2 protein-coding genes (1 of these 2 only partly in view) are annotated in these 21,206 nt (G+C 64.9%); both read left to right on the top strand.

What is annotated here, in order from left to right; genetic code table 11:
* Nucleotides 1-10,758: the 3' portion of an immunoglobulin-like domain-containing protein gene (locus tag AABA51_RS08175; protein ID WP_338276301.1), read on the top strand. 783 nt of this gene lie to the left of the window's left edge; 10,758 of the gene's 11,541 nt are visible here — the last part of the coding sequence; its start codon lies off the left edge, out of view; its stop codon occupies nt 10,756-10,758.
* Nucleotides 10,740-21,206, top strand: a complete 10,467-nt coding sequence (locus tag AABA51_RS08170) for an immunoglobulin-like domain-containing protein (RefSeq protein WP_338276299.1) — start codon at nt 10,740-10,742, stop codon at nt 21,204-21,206. Before AABA51_RS08175 ends, AABA51_RS08170 begins: the two co-directional genes overlap by 19 nt.

The raw sequence follows: 21,206 nt of genomic DNA, 5'->3' as shown, positions 1-21,206 counted from the left end.
GATGTCTTTGCCGATGCCTCCGCGGTGACGGTCTCGGTGAGCGGGGCGAGCGTCGCGGGCGAGAGCTTCGAGGATCTGGTGATCGCGCCTGCTTCGGCCACGGTCGCGGTGAGCGACACGGTCGATACGACCACGGTGACGCTCTCGGCTGCGCCGGTCGCGGAAGGCAGCGACATCACGATCACGGCGAGCGTGACGAACGCGCCCGAGACGGACCTGGTCCTGACCTTGTCCAATGGCGAGACGATCACGATCGGGGCGGGCGAGACGACGGGGTCTGTCTCCTTCGCCAATCCCAACACCGATGACGTCTATGCCGACGGCGGGACGCAGAGCTACTCGGTCAGCGCGACCTCGGGCGGCAATTACGAGGCGTTGGATATTGCCGGTGCGAGCGTGGATGTGTCGGTCACGGATACCATCGACACGACCAGCGTGACGCTCTCGGCTGCACCTGTTGCGGAAGGCAGCGACATCACGATCACGGCGAGCGTGACGAATGCGCCTGAGACGGACCTGGTCCTGACCTTGTCGAATGGCGAGACGATCACGATCGGGGCGGGCGAGACGACGGGCTCTGTCTCCTTCGCGAACCCGAACACCGATGACGTCTACGCCGATGGCGGGACGCAGAGCTACTCGGTCTCCTCGACCTCGGGCGGCAATTACGAGGCGCTGGATATTGCCGGCGCGAGCGTGGATGTCGCTGTCACGGATACCATCGACACGACCAGCGTGACGCTCTCGGCTGCTCCGGTTGCGGAAGGATCGGACATCACGATCACGGCGAGCGTGACGAATGCGCCCGAGACGGACCTGGTCCTGACGCTGTCCAATGGCGCGGAGATCACGATCGGGGCGGGTCAGACGACGGGGTCTGTCTCCTTCGCCAATCCCAACACCGACGATGTCTATGCCGATGGCGGGACGCAGAGCTACTCGGTCTCCTCGACCTCGGGCGGCAATTACGAGGCGCTGGATCTCACTGGCGCGAGCGTCGATGTCACGGTTACGGATACCATCGACACCACGACGGTGACGCTTGCGGCTGCTCCGGTTGCGGAAGGGTCGGACATCACGATCACGGCGAGCGTGACGAACGCGCCCGAGACGGACCTGGTCCTGACCTTGTCCAATGGCGAGACGATCACGATCGGGGCGGGCGAGACGACGGGGTCTGTCTCCTTCGCCAACCCCAACACCGACGATGTCTATGCCGATGGCGGGACGCAGAGCTACTCGGTCTCCTCGACCTCGGGCGGCAATTACGAGGCGCTGGATCTCACTGGCGCGAGCGTCGATGTCACGGTTACGGATACCATCGACACGACGACGGTGACGCTCTCGGCTTCCCCGGTTGCGGAAGGGTCGGACATCACGATCACGGCGAGCGTGACGAACGCGCCCGAGACGGACCTGGTTCTGACCTTGTCCAATGGCGAGACGATCACGATCGGGGCGGGTCAGACGACGGGCTCTGTCTCCTTCGCGAACCCCAACACCGACGATGTCTATGCCGATGGCGGGACGCAGAGCTACTCGGTGAGCTCGACCTCCGGCGGCAATTACGAGGCGCTGGATATCGCCGGTGCGAGCGTTGACGTCACTGTCACGGACACGGTCGATACGACGACGGTGAGCGTGACGACGAGCGACATCAGCGAGGATGCGACCTCGGTGACCTTCGACTTCGCGCTGAGCAACGCGCCCGAGGCGGGTGTCCCGGCGAGCCTGACGGTGGATGTTGGCGGCACGGAATACACGGTCGCGCTGGATGCCTCGGGCACCGGCAGCCTGACGGTGACGGGCCTCGACAATGCCGATGTCTACGTGGACGAAGGCTCCATCACGGCGACGGTGACGGCGATCACGGGGGGCAACTTCGAGGCGACGAGCCTTGCGGGGGCGAGCGCCACGGCCGAGATCACGGATACGGTCGACACGGTGACGGTGTCGATCACCTCCGATGGCGATGTGACGGAGGCGCAGGCCGCCTCCTTCACGGTCAGCGTGAGTGAGGCGCTGGAGGATGACCTCGTGGTCACGCTCTCGACCGGCGAGACGGTGACGATCGAGGCGGGTCAGACGAGCACGACCTACAGCGTGGCCGCGCAGGGCGAGGATGTCTTTGCCGATGCCTCCGCGGTGACGGTCTCGGTGAACGGGGCGAGTGTCGCGGGCGAGAGCTTCGAGGACCTGGTGATCTCCCCGGCTTCGGCCACGGTCGCGGTGAGCGACACCATCGACACGACCAGCGTGACGCTCTCTGCTGCTCCGGTTGCGGAAGGATCGGACATCACGATCACGGCGAGCGTGACGAACGCGCCTGAGACGGACCTGGTCCTGACCTTGTCCAATGGTGAGACGATCACGATCGGGGCGGGCGAGACGACGGGATCTGTCTCCTTCGCCAACCCCAACACGGACGATGTCTATGCCGATGGCGGGACGCAGAGCTACTCGGTCTCCTCGACCTCGGGCGGCAATTACGAGGCGCTCGATATCGCCGGCGCGAGCGTTGACGTCACTGTTACGGACACGGTGGATACGACCAGCGTGACGCTCTCGGCTGCACCTGTTGCGGAAGGATCGGACATCACGATCACGGCGAGCGTGACGAACGCGCCTGAGACGGACCTGGTCCTGACCTTGTCCAATGGCGAGACGATCAGGATCGGGGCGGGGCAGACGACGGGGTCTGTCTCCTTCGCGAACCCCAACACCGATGACGTCTATGCCGATGGCGGGACGCAGAGCTACTCGGTCTCCTCGACCTCGGGCGGCAATTACGAGGCGCTGGATATTGCCGGTGCGAGCGTGGATGTGTCGGTCACGGATACCATCGACACGACCAGCGTGACGCTCTCGGCTGCTCCGGTTGCGGAAGGGTCGGACATCACGATCACGGCGAGCGTGACGAACGCGCCTGAGACGGACCTGGTCCTGACCTTGTCCAATGGCGAGACGATCAGGATCGGGGCGGGTCAGACGACGGGGTCTGTCTCCTTCGCGAACCCCAACACCGATGACGTCTATGCCGACGGCGGGACGCAGAGCTACTCGGTGAGCTCGACCTCGGGCGGCAATTACGAGGCGCTGGATATTGCCGGCGCGAGCGTTGACGTCACTGTCACGGATACGGTGGACACGACCAGCGTGACGCTCTCGGCGGCTCCGGTTGCGGAAGGGTCGGACATCACGATCACGGCGAGCGTGACGGATGCGCCCGAGACGGACCTGGTTCTGACCTTGTCCAATGGCGAGACGATCACGATCGGGGCGGGCGAGACGACGGGGTCTGTCTCCTTCGCCAACCCCAACACCGACGATGTCTATGCCGATGGCGGGACGCAGAGCTACTCGGTCTCCTCGACCTCGGGCGGCAATTACGAGGCGCTGGATCTCACTGGCGCGAGCGTCGATGTCACGGTTACGGATACCATCGACACGACGACGGTGACGCTCTCGGCTTCCCCGGTTGCGGAAGGGTCGGACATCACGATCACGGCGAGCGTGACGAACGCGCCCGAGACGGACCTGGTCCTGACCTTGTCCAATGGCGAGACGATCACGATCGGGGCGGGCGAGACGACGGGGTCTGTCTCCTTCGCCAACCCCAACACCGACGATGTCTATGCCGATGGCGGGACGCAGAGCTACTCGGTCTCCTCGACCTCGGGCGGCAATTACGAGGCGCTGGATCTCACTGGCGCGAGCGTCGATGTCACGGTTACGGATACCATCGACACGACGACGGTGACGCTCTCGGCTTCCCCGGTTGCGGAAGGGTCGGACATCACGATCACGGCGAGCGTGACGAACGCGCCCGAGACGGACCTGGTCCTGACGCTGTCCAATGGCGAGACGATCACGATCGGGGCGGGGCAGACGACGGGCTCTGTCTCCTTCGCCAATCCCAACACCGATGATGTCTATGCCGATGGCGGGACGCAGAGCTACTCGGTCTCCTCGACCTCGGGCGGCAATTACGAGGCGCTGGATATCGCCGGTGCGAGCGTGGATGTCACCGTCACCGACACCATCGACACGGTGACGGTGAGCATCGCCTCCGATGGCGATGTGACGGAGGCGCAGGCCGCCTCCTTCACGGTCAGCGTGAGCCAGGCGCTGGAGGATGACCTCGTGGTCACGCTCTCGACCGGCGAGACGGTGACGATCGAGGCGGGTCAGACGAGCACGACCTACAGCGTGGCCGCGCAGGGCGAGGATGTCTTTGCCGATGCCTCCGCGGTGACGGTCTCGGTGAACGGGGCGAGTGTCGCGGGCGAGAGCTTCGAGGACCTGGTGATCTCCCCGGCTTCGGCCACGGTCGCGGTGAGCGACACCATCGACACGACCAGCGTGACGCTCTCGGCTGCTCCGGTTGCGGAAGGATCGGACATCACGATCACGGCGAGCGTGACGGATGCGCCCGAGACGGACCTGGTTCTGACCTTGTCCAATGGCGCGGAGATCACGATCGGGGCGGGGCAGACGACGGGGTCTGTCTCCTTCGCCAATCCCAACACCGATGATGTCTATGCCGATGGCGGGACGCAGAGCTACTCGGTCTCCTCGACCTCGGGCGGCAATTACGAGGCGCTGGATATCGCCGGTGCGAGCGTGGATGTCACCGTCACCGACACCATCGACACGGTGACGGTGAGCATCGCCTCCGATGGCGATGTGACGGAGGCGCAGGCCGCCTCCTTCACGGTCAGCGTGAGCCAGGCGCTGGAGGATGACCTCGTGGTCACGCTCTCGACCGGCGAGACGGTGACGATCGAGGCGGGTCAGACGAGCACGACCTACAGCGTGGCCGCGCAGGGCGAGGATGTCTTTGCCGATGCCTCCGCGGTGACGGTCTCGGTGAGCGGGGCGAGCGTCGCGGGCGAGAGCTTCGAGGATCTGGTGATCTCCCCGGCTTCGGCCACGGTCGCGGTGAGCGACACCATCGACACGACCAGCGTGACGCTCTCGGCGGCTCCGGTTGCGGAAGGATCGGACATCACGATCACGGCGAGCGTGACGCATGCGCCCGAGACGGACCTGGTTCTGACCTTGTCCAATGGCGCGGAGATCACGATCGGGGCGGGTCAGACGACGGGGTCTGTCAGCTTTACGAACCCGAATGCCGACGATGTCTATGCCGATGGCGGGACGCAGAGCTACTCGGTCAGCGCGACCTCGGGCGGCAATTACGAGGCGCTGGATATCGCCGGTGCGAGCGTGGATGTCACCGTCACCGACACCATCGACACGGTGACGGTGAGCATCGCCTCCGATGGCGATGTGACGGAGGCGCAGGCCGCCTCCTTCACGGTCAGCGTGAGCCAGGCGCTGGAGGATGACCTCGTGGTCACGCTCTCGACCGGCGAGACGGTGACGATCGAGGCGGGCGAGACGAGCACGAGCTATACGGTTGCGGCGCAGGGCGAGGATGTCTTTGCCGATGCCTCCGCGGTGACGGTCTCGGTGAACGGGGCGAGTGTCGCGGGCGAGAGCTTCGAGGACCTGGTGATCTCCCCGGCTTCGGCCACGGTCGCGGTGAGCGACACCATCGACACGACCAGCGTGACGCTCTCGGCTGCTCCGGTTGCGGAAGGATCGGACATCACGATCACGGCGAGCGTGACGCATGCGCCCGAGACGGACCTGGTTCTGACCTTGTCCAATGGCGCGGAGATCACGATCGGGGCGGGTCAGACGACGGGGTCTGTCAGCTTTACGAACCCGAATGCCGACGATGTCTATGCCGATGGCGGGACGCAGAGCTACTCGGTCAGCGCGACCTCGGGCGGCAATTACGAGGCGCTGGATATCGCCGGTGCGAGCGTGGATGTCACCGTCACCGACACCATCGACACGGTGACGGTGAGCATCACCTCCGATGGCGATGTGACGGAGGCGCAGGCCGCATCCTTCACGGTCAGCGTAAGCCAGGCGCTGGAGGATGACCTCGTGGTCACGCTCTCGACCGGCGAGACGGTGACGATCGAGGCGGGCCAGACGAGCACGAGCTACAGCGTGGCCGCGCAGGGCGAGGATGTCTTTGCCGATGCCTCCGCGGTGACGGTCTCGGTGAGCGGGGCGAGTGTCGCGGGCGAGAGCTTCGAGGACCTGGTGATCTCCCCGGCTTCGGCCACGGTCGCGGTGAGCGACACGGTGGATACCACGACGGTGACGCTCTCGGCTGCTCCGGTTGCGGAAGGATCGGACATCACGATCACGGCGAGCGTGACGGATGCGCCCGAGACGGACCTGGTTCTGACCTTGTCCAATGGCGCGGAGATCACGATCGGGGCGGGGCAGACGACGGGGTCTGTCTCCTTCGCCAATCCCAACACCGATGATGTCTATGCCGATGGCGGGACGCAGAGCTACTCGGTCTCCTCGACCTCGGGCGGCAATTACGAGGCGCTGGATATCGCCGGTGCGAGCGTGGATGTCACCGTCACCGACACCATCGACACGGTGACGGTGAGCATCGCCTCCGATGGCGATGTGACGGAGGCGCAGGCCGCCTCCTTCACGGTCAGCGTGAGCCAGGCGCTGGAGGATGACCTCGTGGTCACGCTCTCGACCGGCGAGACGGTGACGATCGAGGCGGGTCAGACGAGCACGACCTACAGCGTGGCCGCGCAGGGCGAGGATGTCTTTGCCGATGCCTCCGCGGTGACGGTCTCGGTGAGCGGGGCGAGCGTCGCGGGCGAGAGCTTCGAGGATCTGGTGATCTCCCCGGCTTCGGCCACGGTCGCGGTGAGCGACACCATCGACACGACCAGCGTGACGCTCTCGGCTGCTCCGGTTGCGGAAGGATCGGACATCACGATCACGGCGAGCGTGACGCATGCGCCCGAGACGGACCTGGTCCTGACCTTGTCCAATGGTGCGGAGATCACGATCGGGGCGGGTGAGACGACGGGGTCTGTCTCCTTCGCCAATCCCAACACCGACGATGTCTATGCCGATGGCGGGACGCAGAGCTACTCGGTCTCCTCGACCTCCGGCGGCAATTACGAGGCGCTGGATATCGCCGGTGCGAGCGTGGATGTCTCGGTCACGGACACGGTCGATACGACGACGGTGAGCGTGACGACGAGCGACATCAGCGAGGATGCGACCTCGGTGACCTTCGACTTCGCGCTGAGCAACGCGCCCGAGGCGGGTGCCCCGGCGAGCCTGACGGTGGATGTTGGCGGCACGGAATACACGGTCGCGCTGGACGCCTCGGGCACCGGCAGCCTGACAGTGACGGGCCTCGACAATGCCGATGTCTACGTGGACGAAGGCTCCATCACGGCGACGGTGACGGCGATCACGGGGGGCAACTTCGAGGCGACGAGCCTTGCGGGGGCGAGCGCCACGGCCGAGATCACGGATACGGTCGACACGGTGACGGTGTCGATCACCTCCGATGGCGATGTGACGGAGGCGCAGGCCGCCTCCTTCACGGTCAGCGTGAGTGAGGCGCTGGAGGATGACCTCGTGGTCACGCTCTCGACCGGCGAGACGGTGACGATCGAGGCGGGCGAGACGAGCACGAGCTATACGGTTGCGGCGCAGGGCGAGGATGTCTTTGCCGATGCCTCCGCGGTGACGGTCTCGGTGAACGGGGCGAGTGTCGCGGGCGAGAGCTTCGAGGACCTGGTGATCTCCCCGGCTTCGGCCACGGTCGCGGTGAGCGACACCATCGACACGACCAGCGTGACGCTCTCGGCTGCTCCGGTTGCGGAAGGATCGGACATCACGATCACGGCGAGCGTGACGCATGCGCCCGAGACGGACCTGGTTCTGACCTTGTCCAATGGCGCGGAGATCACGATCGGGGCGGGTCAGACGACGGGGTCTGTCAGCTTTACGAACCCGAATGCCGACGATGTCTATGCCGATGGCGGGACGCAGAGCTACTCGGTCAGCGCGACCTCGGGCGGCAATTACGAGGCGCTGGATATCGCCGGTGCGAGCGTGGATGTCACCGTCACCGACACCATCGACACGGTGACGGTGAGCATCACCTCCGATGGCGATGTGACGGAGGCGCAGGCCGCATCCTTCACGGTCAGCGTAAGCCAGGCGCTGGAGGATGACCTCGTGGTCACGCTCTCGACCGGCGAGACGGTGACGATCGAGGCGGGCCAGACGAGCACGAGCTACAGCGTGGCCGCGCAGGGCGAGGATGTCTTTGCCGATGCCTCCGCGGTGACGGTCTCGGTGAGCGGGGCGAGTGTCGCGGGCGAGAGCTTCGAGGACCTGGTGATCTCCCCGGCTTCGGCCACGGTCGCGGTGAGCGACACGGTGGATACCACGACGGTGACGCTCTCGGCTGCTCCGGTTGCGGAAGGATCGGACATCACGATCACGGCGAGCGTGACGAACGCGCCCGAGACGGACCTGGTCCTGACCTTGTCCAATGGCGCGGAGATCACGATCGGGGCGGGCGAGACGACGGGGTCTGTCAGCTTTACGAACCCGAATGCCGACGATGTCTATGCCGATGGCGGGACGCAGAGCTACTCGGTCAGCGCGACCTCGGGCGGCAATTACGAGGCGCTGGATATCGCCGGTGCGAGCGTGGATGTCACCGTCACCGACACCATCGACACGGTGACGGTGAGCATCGCCTCCGATGGCGATGTGACGGAGGCGCAGGCCGCCTCCTTCACGGTCAGCGTGAGCCAGGCGCTGGAGGATGACCTCGTGGTCACGCTCTCGACCGGCGAGACGGTGACGATCGAGGCGGGTCAGACGAGCACGACCTACAGCGTGGCCGCGCAGGGCGAGGATGTCTTTGCCGATGCCTCCGCGGTGACGGTCTCGGTGAACGGGGCGAGTGTCGCGGGCGAGAGCTTCGAGGACCTGGTGATCTCCCCGGCTTCGGCCACGGTCGCGGTGAGCGACACCATCGACACGACCAGCGTGACGCTCTCGGCTGCTCCGGTTGCGGAAGGATCGGACATCACGATCACGGCGAGCGTGACGCATGCGCCCGAGACGGACCTGGTTCTGACCTTGTCCAATGGCGCGGAGATCACGATCGGGGCGGGTCAGACGACGGGGTCTGTCAGCTTTACGAACCCGAATGCCGACGATGTCTATGCCGATGGCGGGACGCAGAGCTACTCGGTCAGCGCGACCTCGGGCGGCAATTACGAGGCGCTGGATATCGCCGGTGCGAGCGTGGATGTCACCGTCACCGACACCATCGACACGGTGACGGTGAGCATCGCCTCCGATGGCGATGTGACGGAGGCGCAGGCCGCCTCCTTCACGGTCAGCGTGAGCCAGGCGCTGGAGGATGACCTCGTGGTCACGCTCTCGACCGGCGAGACGGTGACGATCGAGGCGGGCGAGACGAGCACGAGCTATACGGTTGCGGCGCAGGGCGAGGATGTCTTTGCCGATGCCTCCGCGGTGACGGTCTCGGTGAACGGGGCGAGTGTCGCGGGCGAGAGCTTCGAGGACCTGGTGATCTCCCCGGCTTCGGCCACGGTCGCGGTGAGCGACACCATCGACACGACCAGCGTGACGCTCTCGGCTGCTCCGGTTGCGGAAGGATCGGACATCACGATCACGGCGAGCGTGACGCATGCGCCCGAGACGGACCTGGTTCTGACCTTGTCCAATGGCGCGGAGATCACGATCGGGGCGGGTCAGACGACGGGGTCTGTCAGCTTTACGAACCCGAATGCCGACGATGTCTATGCCGATGGCGGGACGCAGAGCTACTCGGTCAGCGCGACCTCGGGCGGCAATTACGAGGCGCTGGATATCGCCGGTGCGAGCGTGGATGTCACTGTCACGGACACGGTCGATACGACGACGGTCAGCGTGACGACGAGCGACATCAGCGAGGATGCGACCTCGGTGACCTTCGACTTCGCGCTGAGCAACGCGCCCGAGGCGGGTGCCCCGGCGAGCCTGACGGTGGATGTTGGCGGCACGGAATACACGGTCGCGCTCGATGCGACGGGGGCCGCCAGCCTGACGGTGACGGGCCTCGACAATGCCGATGTCTACGTGGACGAAGGCTCCATCACGGCGACTGTGACGGCGATCACGGGCGGGAACTTCGAGGCGACGAGCCTTGAGGGGGCGAGTGCTACGGCCGAGATCACGGATACGGTCGACACGACGACGGTGACGCTCTCGGCGGCTCCGGTTGCGGAAGGGTCGGACATCACGATCACGGCGAGCGTGACGCATGCGCCTGCGACGGACCTGGTCCTGACCTTGTCCAATGGCGCGGAGATCACGATCGGGGCGGGCGAGACGACGGGGTCTGTCTCCTTCGCCAATCCCAACACGGACGATGTCTATGCCGATGGCGGGACGCAGAGCTACTCGGTCAGCTCGACCTCGGGCGGCAATTACGAGGCGCTGGATATTGCCGGCGCGAGCGTTGACGTCACTGTCACGGACACGGTCGATACGACGACGGTGAGCGTGACGACGAGCGACATCAGCGAGGATGCGACCTCGGTGACCTTCGACTTCGCGCTGAGCAACGCGCCCGAGGCGGGTGTCCCGGCGAGCCTGACGGTGGATGTTGGCGGCACGGAATACACGGTCGCGCTGGACGCCTCGGGGGCCGGCAGCCTGACGGTAACGGGCCTCGACAATGCCGATGTCTACGTGGACGAAGGCTCCATCACGGCGACGGTGACGGCGATCACGGGGGCAACTTCGAGGCGACGAGCCTTGAGGGGGCGAGCGCCACGGCCGAGATCACGGATACGGTGGACACGACGACGGTGACGCTTGCGGCTGCGCCGGTTGCCGAAGGATCGGACATCACGATCACGGCGAGCGTGACGAACGCGCCCGAGACGGACCTGGTCCTGACCTTGTCCAATGGCGCGGAGATCACGATCGAGGCGGGCGAGACGACGGGGTCTGTCTCCTTCGCCAATCCCAACACGGACGATGTCTATGCCGATGGCGGGACGCAGAGCTACTCGGTCTCCTCGACCTCGGGCGGCAATTACGAGGCGCTGGATATTGTCGGCGCGAGCGTTGACGTCACTGTCACGGATACTGTCGACACGACGACGGTGACGCTTGCGGCGGCTCCGGTTGCGGAAGGGTCGGACATCACGATCACGGCGAGCGTGACGCATGCGCCCGAGACGGACCTGGTCCTGACCTTGTCCAATGGTGCGGAGATCACGATCGGGGCGGGTGAGACGACGGGGTCTGTCTCCTTCGCCAATCCCAACACCGACGATGTCTATGCCGATGGCGGGACGCAGAGCTACTCGGTCTCCTCGACCTCCGGCGGCAATTACGAGGCGCTGGATATCGCCGGTGCGAGCGTGGATGTCTCGGTCACGGACACGGTCGATACGACGACGGTGAGCGTGACGACGAGCGACATCAGCGAGGATGCGACCTCGGTGACCTTCGACTTCGCGCTGAGCAACGCGCCCGAGGCGGGTGCCCCGGCGAGCCTGACGGTGGATGTTGGCGGCACGGAATACACGGTCGCGCTGGACGCCTCGGGCACCGGCAGCCTGACAGTGACGGGCCTCGACAATGCCGATGTCTACGTGGACGAAGGCTCCATCACGGCGACGGTGACGGCGATCACGGGGGGCAACTTCGAGGCGACGAGCCTTGCGGGGGCGAGCGCCACGGCCGAGATCACGGATACGGTCGACACGGTGACGGTGTCGATCACCTCCGATGGCGATGTGACGGAGGCGCAGGCCGCCTCCTTCACGGTCAGCGTGAGCCAGGCTCTTGAGGATGACCTCGTGGTCACGCTCTCGACCGGCGAGACGGTGACGATCGAGGCGGGCCAGACGAGCACGACCTACAGCGTGGCCGCGCAGGGCGAGGATGTCTTTGCCGATGCCTCCGCGGTGACGGTCTCGGTGAGCGGGGCGAGCGTCGCGGGCGAGAGCTTCGAGGATCTGGTGATCTCCCCGGCTTCGGCCACGGTCGCGGTGAGCGACACCATCGACACGACCAGCGTGACGCTCTCGGCTGCGCCGGTTGCGGAAGGATCGGACATCACGATCACGGCGAGCGTGACGAACGCGCCCGAGACGGACCTGGTCCTGACCTTGTCCAATGGCGAGACGATCACGATCGGGGCGGGTCAGACGACGGGCTCTGTCTCCTTCGCCAATCCCAACACCGATGACGTCTATGCCGATGGCGGGACGCAGAGCTACTCGGTCTCCTCGACCTCGGGCGGCAATTACGAGGCGCTGGATATTGCCGGTGCGAGCGTGGATGTCACGGTTACCGACACCATCGACACGGTGACGGTAAGCATCACCTCCGATGGCGATGTGACGGAGGCGCAGGCCGCCTCCTTCACGGTCAGCGTGAGCCAGGCTCTTGAGGATGACCTCGTGGTCACGCTCTCGACCGGCGAGACGGTGACGATCGAGGCGGGCCAGACGAGCACGACCTACAGCGTGGCCGCACAGGGCGAGGATGTCTTTGCCGATGCCTCCGCGGTGACGGTCTCGGTGAGCGGGGCGAGCGTCGCGGGCGAGAGCTTCGAGGATCTGGTGATCGCGCCTGCTTCGGCCACGGTCGCGGTGAGCGACACGGTCGATACGACCACGGTGACGCTCTCGGCTGCGCCGGTCGCGGAAGGCAGCGACATCACGATCACGGCGAGCGTGACGAACGCGCCCGAGACGGACCTGGTCCTGACCTTGTCCAATGGCGAGACGATCACGATCGGGGCGGGCGAGACGACGGGGTCTGTCTCCTTCGCCAATCCCAACACCGATGACGTCTATGCCGACGGCGGGACGCAGAGCTACTCGGTCAGCGCGACCTCGGGCGGCAATTACGAGGCGTTGGATATTGCCGGTGCGAGCGTGGATGTGTCGGTCACGGATACCATCGACACGACCAGCGTGACGCTCTCGGCTGCACCTGTTGCGGAAGGCAGCGACATCACGATCACGGCGAGCGTGACGAATGCGCCTGAGACGGACCTGGTCCTGACCTTGTCGAATGGCGAGACGATCACGATCGGGGCGGGCGAGACGACGGGCTCTGTCTCCTTCGCGAACCCGAACACCGATGACGTCTACGCCGATGGCGGGACGCAGAGCTACTCGGTCTCCTCGACCTCGGGCGGCAATTACGAGGCGCTGGATATTGCCGGCGCGAGCGTGGATGTCGCTGTCACGGATACCATCGACACGACCAGCGTGACGCTCTCGGCTGCTCCGGTTGCGGAAGGATCGGACATCACGATCACGGCGAGCGTGACGAATGCGCCCGAGACGGACCTGGTCCTGACGCTGTCCAATGGCGCGGAGATCACGATCGGGGCGGGTCAGACGACGGGGTCTGTCTCCTTCGCCAATCCCAACACCGACGATGTCTATGCCGATGGCGGGACGCAGAGCTACTCGGTCTCCTCGACCTCGGGCGGCAATTACGAGGCGCTGGATCTCACTGGCGCGAGCGTCGATGTCACGGTTACGGATACCATCGACACCACGACGGTGACGCTTGCGGCTGCTCCGGTTGCGGAAGGGTCGGACATCACGATCACGGCGAGCGTGACGAACGCGCCCGAGACGGACCTGGTCCTGACCTTGTCCAATGGCGAGACGATCACGATCGGGGCGGGCGAGACGACGGGGTCTGTCTCCTTCGCCAACCCCAACACCGACGATGTCTATGCCGATGGCGGGACGCAGAGCTACTCGGTCTCCTCGACCTCGGGCGGCAATTACGAGGCGCTGGATCTCACTGGCGCGAGCGTCGATGTCACGGTTACGGATACCATCGACACGACGACGGTGACGCTCTCGGCTTCCCCGGTTGCGGAAGGGTCGGACATCACGATCACGGCGAGCGTGACGAACGCGCCCGAGACGGACCTGGTCCTGACCTTGTCCAATGGCGAGACGATCACGATCGGGGCGGGCGAGACGACGGGGTCTGTCTCCTTCGCCAACCCCAACACCGACGATGTCTATGCCGATGGCGGGACGCAGAGCTACTCGGTCTCCTCGACCTCGGGCGGCAATTACGAGGCGCTGGATCTCACTGGCGCGAGCGTCGATGTCACGGTTACGGATACCATCGACACGACGACGGTGACGCTCTCGGCTTCCCCGGTTGCGGAAGGGTCGGACATCACGATCACGGCGAGCGTGACGAACGCGCCCGAGACGGACCTGGTCCTGACGCTGTCCAATGGCGAGACGATCACGATCGGGGCGGGGCAGACGACGGGCTCTGTCTCCTTCGCCAATCCCAACACGGACGATGTCTATGCCGATGGCGGGACGCAGAGCTACTCGGTCTCCTCGACCTCGGGCGGCAATTACGAGGCGCTGGATATTGTCGGCGCGAGCGTTGACGTCACTGTCACGGATACTGTCGACACGACGACGGTGACGCTTGCGGCGGCTCCGGTTGCGGAAGGGTCGGACATCACGATCACGGCGAGCGTGACGCATGCGCCCGAGACGGACCTGGTCCTGACCTTGTCCAATGGCGAGACGATCACGATCGGGGCGGGGCAGACGACGGGCTCTGTCTCCTTCGCCAATCCCAACACCGATGATGTCTATGCCGATGGCGGGACGCAGAGCTACTCGGTGAGCTCGACCTCGGGCGGCAATTACGAGGCGCTGGATATTGCCGGTGCGAGCGTGGATGTGTCGGTCACGGATACCATCGACACGACGACGGTGACGCTTGCGGCGGCGCCTGTCGCCGAAGGATCGGACATCACGATCACGGCGAGCGTGACGCATGCGCCCGAGACGGACCTGGTTCTGACGCTGTCCAATGGCGAGACGATCACGATCGGGGCGGGGCAGACGACGGGGTCTGTCTCCTTCGCCAATCCCAACACCGATGATGTCTATGCCGATGGCGGGACGCAGAGCTACTCGGTCTCCTCGACCTCGGGCGGCAATTACGAGGCGCTGGATATCGCCGGTGCGAGCGTGGATGTCACCGTCACCGACACCATCGACACGGTGACGGTGAGCATCGCCTCCGATGGCGATGTGACGGAGGCGCAGGCCGCCTCCTTCACGGTCAGCGTGAGCCAGGCGCTGGAGGATGACCTCGTGGTCACGCTCTCGACCGGCGAGACGGTGACGATCGAGGCGGGTCAGACGAGCACGACCTACAGCGTGGCCGCGCAGGGCGAGGATGTCTTTGCCGATGCCTCCGCGGTGACGGTCTCGGTGAGCGGGGCGAGCGTCGCGGGCGAGAGCTTCGAGGATCTGGTGATCTCCCCGGCTTCGGCCACGGTCGCGGTGAGCGACACCATCGACACGACCAGCGTGACGCTCTCGGCGGCTCCGGTTGCGGAAGGATCGGACATCACGATCACGGCGAGCGTGACGCATGCGCCCGAGACGGACCTGGTTCTGACGCTGTCCAATGGCGAGACGATCACGATCGGGGCGGGGCAGACGACGGGGTCTGTCTCCTTCGCCAATCCCAACACCGATGATGTCTATGCCGATGGCGGGACGCAGAGCTACTCGGTCTCCTCGACCTCGGGCGGCAATTACGAGGCGCTGGATATCGCCGGTGCGAGCGTGGATGTCACCGTCACCGACACCATCGACACGGTGACGGTGAGCATCGCCTCCGATGGCGATGTGACGGAGGCGCAGGCCGCCTCCTTCACGGTCAGCGTGAGCCAGGCGCTGGAGGATGACCTCGTGGTCACGCTCTCGACCGGCGAGACGGTGACGATCGAGGCGGGCGAGACGAGCACGAGCTATACGGTTGCGGCGCAGGGCGATGATGTCTTTGCCGATGCCGGCACGGTGACGGTCTCGGTGAGCGGGGCGAGCGTCGCGGGCGAGAGCTTCGAGGACCTGGTGATCTCCCCGGCTTCGGCCACGGTCGCGGTGAGCGACACGGTGGACACGACGACGGTGACGCTCTCCGCTTCCCCGGTTGCGGAAGGGTTGGACATCACGATCACGGCGAGCGTGACGAATGCGCCCGAGACGGACCTGGTCCTGACCTTGTCCAATGGCGAGACGATCACGATCGGGGCGGGGCAGACGACGGGGTCTGTCTCCTTCGCCAATCCCAACACCGACGACGTCTATGCCGATGGCGGCACGCAGAGCTACTCGGTCTCCTCGACCTCCGGCGGCAATTACGAGGCGCTGGATCTCACCGGCGCGAGCGTGGATGTATCCGTCACCGACACGGTCGATACGGTGACGGTGAGCATCACCTCCGATGGCGATGTGACGGAGGCGCAGGCCGCCTCCTTCACGGTCAGCGTGAGCCAGGCGCTGGAGGATGACCTCGTGGTCACGCTCTCGACGGGCGAGACGGTGACGATCGAGGCGGGCCAGACGAGCACGAGCTATACGGTTGCGGCGCAGGGCGATGATGTCTTTGCCGATGCTTCCGCGGTGACGGTCTCGGTGAGCGGGGCGAGCGTTGCGGGCGAGAGCTTCGAGGACCTGGTGATCGCGCCTGCCTCTGCCACGGTCGCGGTGAGCGACACGGTGGACACGACCAGCGTGACGCTCTCTGCTGCTCCGGTTGCGGAAGGATCGGACATCACGATCACGGCGAGCGTGACGAACGCGCCCGAGACGGACCTGGTCCTGACCTTGTCCAATGGCGAGACGATCACGATCGGGGCGGGGCAGACGACGGGCTCTGTCTCCTTCGCGAACCCCAACACCGACGATGTCTACGCCGATGGCGGGACGCAGAGCTACTCGGTGAGCTCGACCTCCGGCGGCAATTACGAGGCGCTGGATATCGCCGGTGCGAGCGTGGATGTGTCGGTCACGGATACCATCGACACCACGACGGTGACGCTTGCGGCTGCGCCCGTTGCGGAAGGATCGGACATCACGATCACGGCGAGCGTGACGAACGCGCCCGAGACGGACCTGGTCCTGACCTTGTCCAATGGTGAGACGATCACGATCGAGGCGGGCGAGACGACGGGCTCTGTCTCCTTCGCGAACCCCAACACCGACGATGTCTATGCCGATGGCGGGACGCAGAGCTACTCGGTCAGCGCGACCTCGGGCGGCAATTACGAGGCGCTGGATATTGCCGGTGCGAGCGTGGATGTGTCGGTCACGGATACGGTGGACACGACCAGCGTGACGCTCTCTGCTGCGCCCGTTGCGGAAGGATCGGACATCACGATCACGGCGAGCGTGACGAACGCGCCCGAGACGGACCTGGTTCTGACCTTGTCCAATGGTGAGACGATCACGATCGGGGCGGGGCAGACGACGGGCTCTGTCTCCTTCGCCAATCCCAACACCGACGATGTCTATGCCGATGGCGGGACGCAGAGCTACTCGGTGAGCTCGACCTCGGGCGGCAATTACGAGGCGCTGGATATCGCCGGTGCGAGCGTTGACGTCACTGTCACGGATACGGTGGACACGACCAGCGTGACGCTCTCGGCTGCTCCGGTTGCGGAAGGATCGGACATCACGATCACGGCGAGCGTGACGAACGCGCCCGAGACGGACCTGGTTCTGACCTTGTCCAATGGCGAGACGATCACGATCGGGGCGGGTCAGACGACGGGCTCTGTCTCCTTCGCCAATCCCAACACCGATGACGTCTATGCCGATGGCGGGACGCAGAGCTACTCGGTCTCCTCGACCTCGGGCGGCAATTACGAGGCGCTGGATCTCACCGGCGCGAGCGTTGACGTCACTGTCACGGACACCATCGATACGGTGACGGTGTCGATCACCTCCGATGGCGATGTGACGGAGGCGCAGGCCGCCTCCTTCACGGTCAGCGTGAGCCAGGCGCTGGAGGATGACCTCGTGGTCACGCTCTCGACCGGCGAGACGGTGACGATCGAGGCGGGCCAGACGAGCACGAGCTACAGCGTGGCCGCACAGGGCGAGGATGTCTTTGCCGATGCCTCCGCGGTGACGGTTTCGGTGAGCGGGGCGAGCGTCGCGGGCGAGAGCTTCGAGGATCTGGTGATCGCGCCTGCTTCGGCCACGGTCGCGGTGAGCGATACGGTGGATACCACGACGGTGACGCTTGCGGCTGCTCCGGTTGCGGAAGGGTCGGACATCACGATCACGGCGAGCGTGACCAACGCGCCCGAGACGGACCTGGTCCTGACCTTGTCCAATGGCGAGACGATCACGATCGGGGCGGGGCAGACGACGGGGTCTGTCTCCTTCGCGAACCCCAACACCGACGATGTCTATGCCGATGGCGGGACGCAGAGCTACTCGGTGAGCTCGAGCTCGGGCGGCAATTACGAGGCGCTGGATATTGCCGGTGCGAGCGTGGATGTGTCGGTCACGGATACCATCGACACGACGACGGTGACGCTGTCGGCTGCACCTGTTGCCGAAGGATCGGACATCACGATCACGGCGAGCGTGACGAACGCGCCCGAGACGGACCTGGTCCTGACCTTGTCCAATGGCGAGACGATCACGATCGGAGCGGGTCAGACGACGGGGTCTGTCTCCTTCGCCAACCCCAACACTGACGATGTCTACGCCGATGGCGAAACGCAGAGCTACTCGGTGAGTGCGACTTCGGGCGGCAATTACGAGGCGCTGGATATCGCCGGTGCCAGCGTTGACGTCACCGTCACGGATACCATCGACACGACGACGGTCACGCTCTCGGCGCAGCCGGTCCTCGAAGGTGGACAGATCACCATCATGGCGCGAGTCGATACCGCACCTGAAACCGACCTGGTTCTGACCCTGTCGAATGGCGAGACCCTGACCATTTCCACAGGCCAGACAAGCGGCACGGTCTCCTTCGCCAATCCCAACACCGAGGATGCGATCATCGATGCGGGCACGCTGACCTATAGCGTGACCTCTGTCTCTGGCGGCAATTACGAGGCGCTCGATATCTCCGGTGCGAGCGTCGATGTCGTGGTGAGCGACACGGACACAACGACCAAGGTCATGCTGGAAGATGTTGTCGTTACCGAAGGCGAGGCGTTCCAGTACAGCGCTTCCGTCGACAACGCGCCTGCAAGCGACCTGATCCTGACGCTCAGCAACGGCGTCACGATCACGATCGCCGCAGGCGAGACGACCGGGATATCGGAAAGCCAGACCGCACCTGACACGACCTCCGAATTCGCCACGACGATCAGCATTCAATCGGCGACCGGCGGCGGCTACGAGCGGTTGGACACGGGGGATACGGCCACGCTGCGCGTGCTCGACATCGATCATCCTGCGACCATTTCCGGTCTTGGTGCGGCGGGGGGCGACCTCGTGCTGGACGAGGGCGATTTCGCGACGGGCACGAACGAGGTGAAGGACAGCCTGACCCAATCGGGCGTCTTTACCATCAGTGCCGAAGATGGTGTCGGCACCCTGTCCATTGCCGGTGTGACGGTGATTTCCAACGGTGTCTTCACCCCGACCGAGATCACCACCGCCCTTGGAAACACCTTGTCGATCACCTCCTATTCGTCGGAGACAGGCGAGGTTGGCTATTCCTACACGTTGCTGGCCGCCGAGGACCACCTTGATGGGCAGACCCCGAATGAAAGCTTGAGTGAAAGCTTCACGGTGTCGCTCACCGATCGGGACGGCGATCATGACACCGCCACGCTGAGCGTGCGCATCGAGGATGATGCGCCGGTCGCCACGGTCGCCCAGAACATCGTCATCGCGGCCTCTGCCCAGGACCAGCCGATCACGGCGGATATGGGCGTCACGGTCGGTGCCGATCTTGACGGGGCAACCGTGGTGATCGCGGGCGACGGGACGCCGGTTACCAATGCGCAGGGCGTGGCCCTGACATCGGACGGGCAGGCGATCGTCTATGTCAGCGACGGCAATGGCGGCCTGAACGCGGTGATCAATGCCGGAACCGGTGCCCAGGAGACGATCTTTACCGTCAGCCCCTCGATCGCGGCAGATGGGACCGTCTCCTATTCGGTCGAGCTGGTCGGCACCATCGACCCGGTCGTGGGCTCCTCGTTCGACCTGTCTTCGGCCGAGGAGGTGGAATCGGGCAAGGACGATATCGTCTTCATCGAGAATGACGACGGCACGACGCTCACGATCACCGCCTTTGAAAACGATGGCGCGGAAACGCTGACCTCCACGACCGGTTGGGAACAGGAGGATGTGAACATCTCCCGCCAGGGCATGGGCGTCGACAACCAGTTCGTGTCGAATTCCCTCAAGGGCAACAACAAGGACAATGTCGGCGAAAAGCTGGTCCTCGAATTCGGGAACGACGGCAATCCCATGTCCGTGGGCGCGGTCGGCATGACGATCGATCATCTGGAGGATGGCGAAACCCTGATCTGGGTCGCCTATTCGGGTGGCACGATGGTTGGGCAGGGCGAACTTGCGGGCGCGGGCAAGGGATCGAGCAGCGCGTCGGATCAGCTGCTGATGGTCGATCCGGGCCAAGCCTTTGATCGGGTCGAGCTTTTTGCCGGGGAAGAAACCGGTTTCCGCCTGGCCAAGAATTCGATCTTCACCCTCGATACCGTGTCACACGAGCTGAACCTGTCTGCCACGGTCACCGATGCGGACAATGACCAGGTCACGGCCGATTTCTCGATCATCTTCGACAACCTGTCCCAATCCGACCTCGTGATCGAAGGCAGCGACGGCGACGATGTGATCTATGCCGGGACGGGTGCCGATACCCTGATCGGCGGCGAGGGAGCGGACACGTTCCTCTTCGAGGAGGTGTCCGATCTGGGCACCTCGTCCGGTGAAGGGCAAAAGGTCATCTCGGATTTCTCCAGCAATGACGGGGATCGCCTCGATCTCGACAGCATTCTCGGTCAGATCGATGCAATCACCAACCGCATCAGCCTGAACTCGGGCAACGACGGTCCGTCCTCAAGCTCCGAACTGACCATTTCGGCCGGTGAGGTCGATTACGAGATGGTCATTCGCAACCTGAACGAGGGCGATATCGACGGTGGCGACACCACCCATGATGCGCTGGATATCCAGACGCTTCTGGGCGCGTCCTCCAACCAGTCGAACTGGACCGATATCGTTTCCATGAGCGGCGAGTTCAACGGAGAATCCGATAATTCCTGGACCTTCCAGATCATCGACGAGCGTCCGAACCTGACCTATGAACCCGATCCCGTCACCGGCAACCTTGTGTTCCGCGATCCAAATGGCCTGCGCGTTCATGACGTCGACATCGCGATTTCGCAAAACGGCGCCACCCATGATGTCGACAATGTCGATGAAATAAGCTGGAGCTCCTGA

This window comes from Roseicyclus marinus, from assembly GCF_036322625.1.
In the GTDB taxonomy this organism is placed as follows: Bacteria; Pseudomonadota; Alphaproteobacteria; order Rhodobacterales; family Rhodobacteraceae; genus Roseicyclus; species Roseicyclus marinus_A.
Note: the sequence above shows the minus strand (reverse complement) of the source record. Positions and strands in the feature narration are given on the sequence as shown.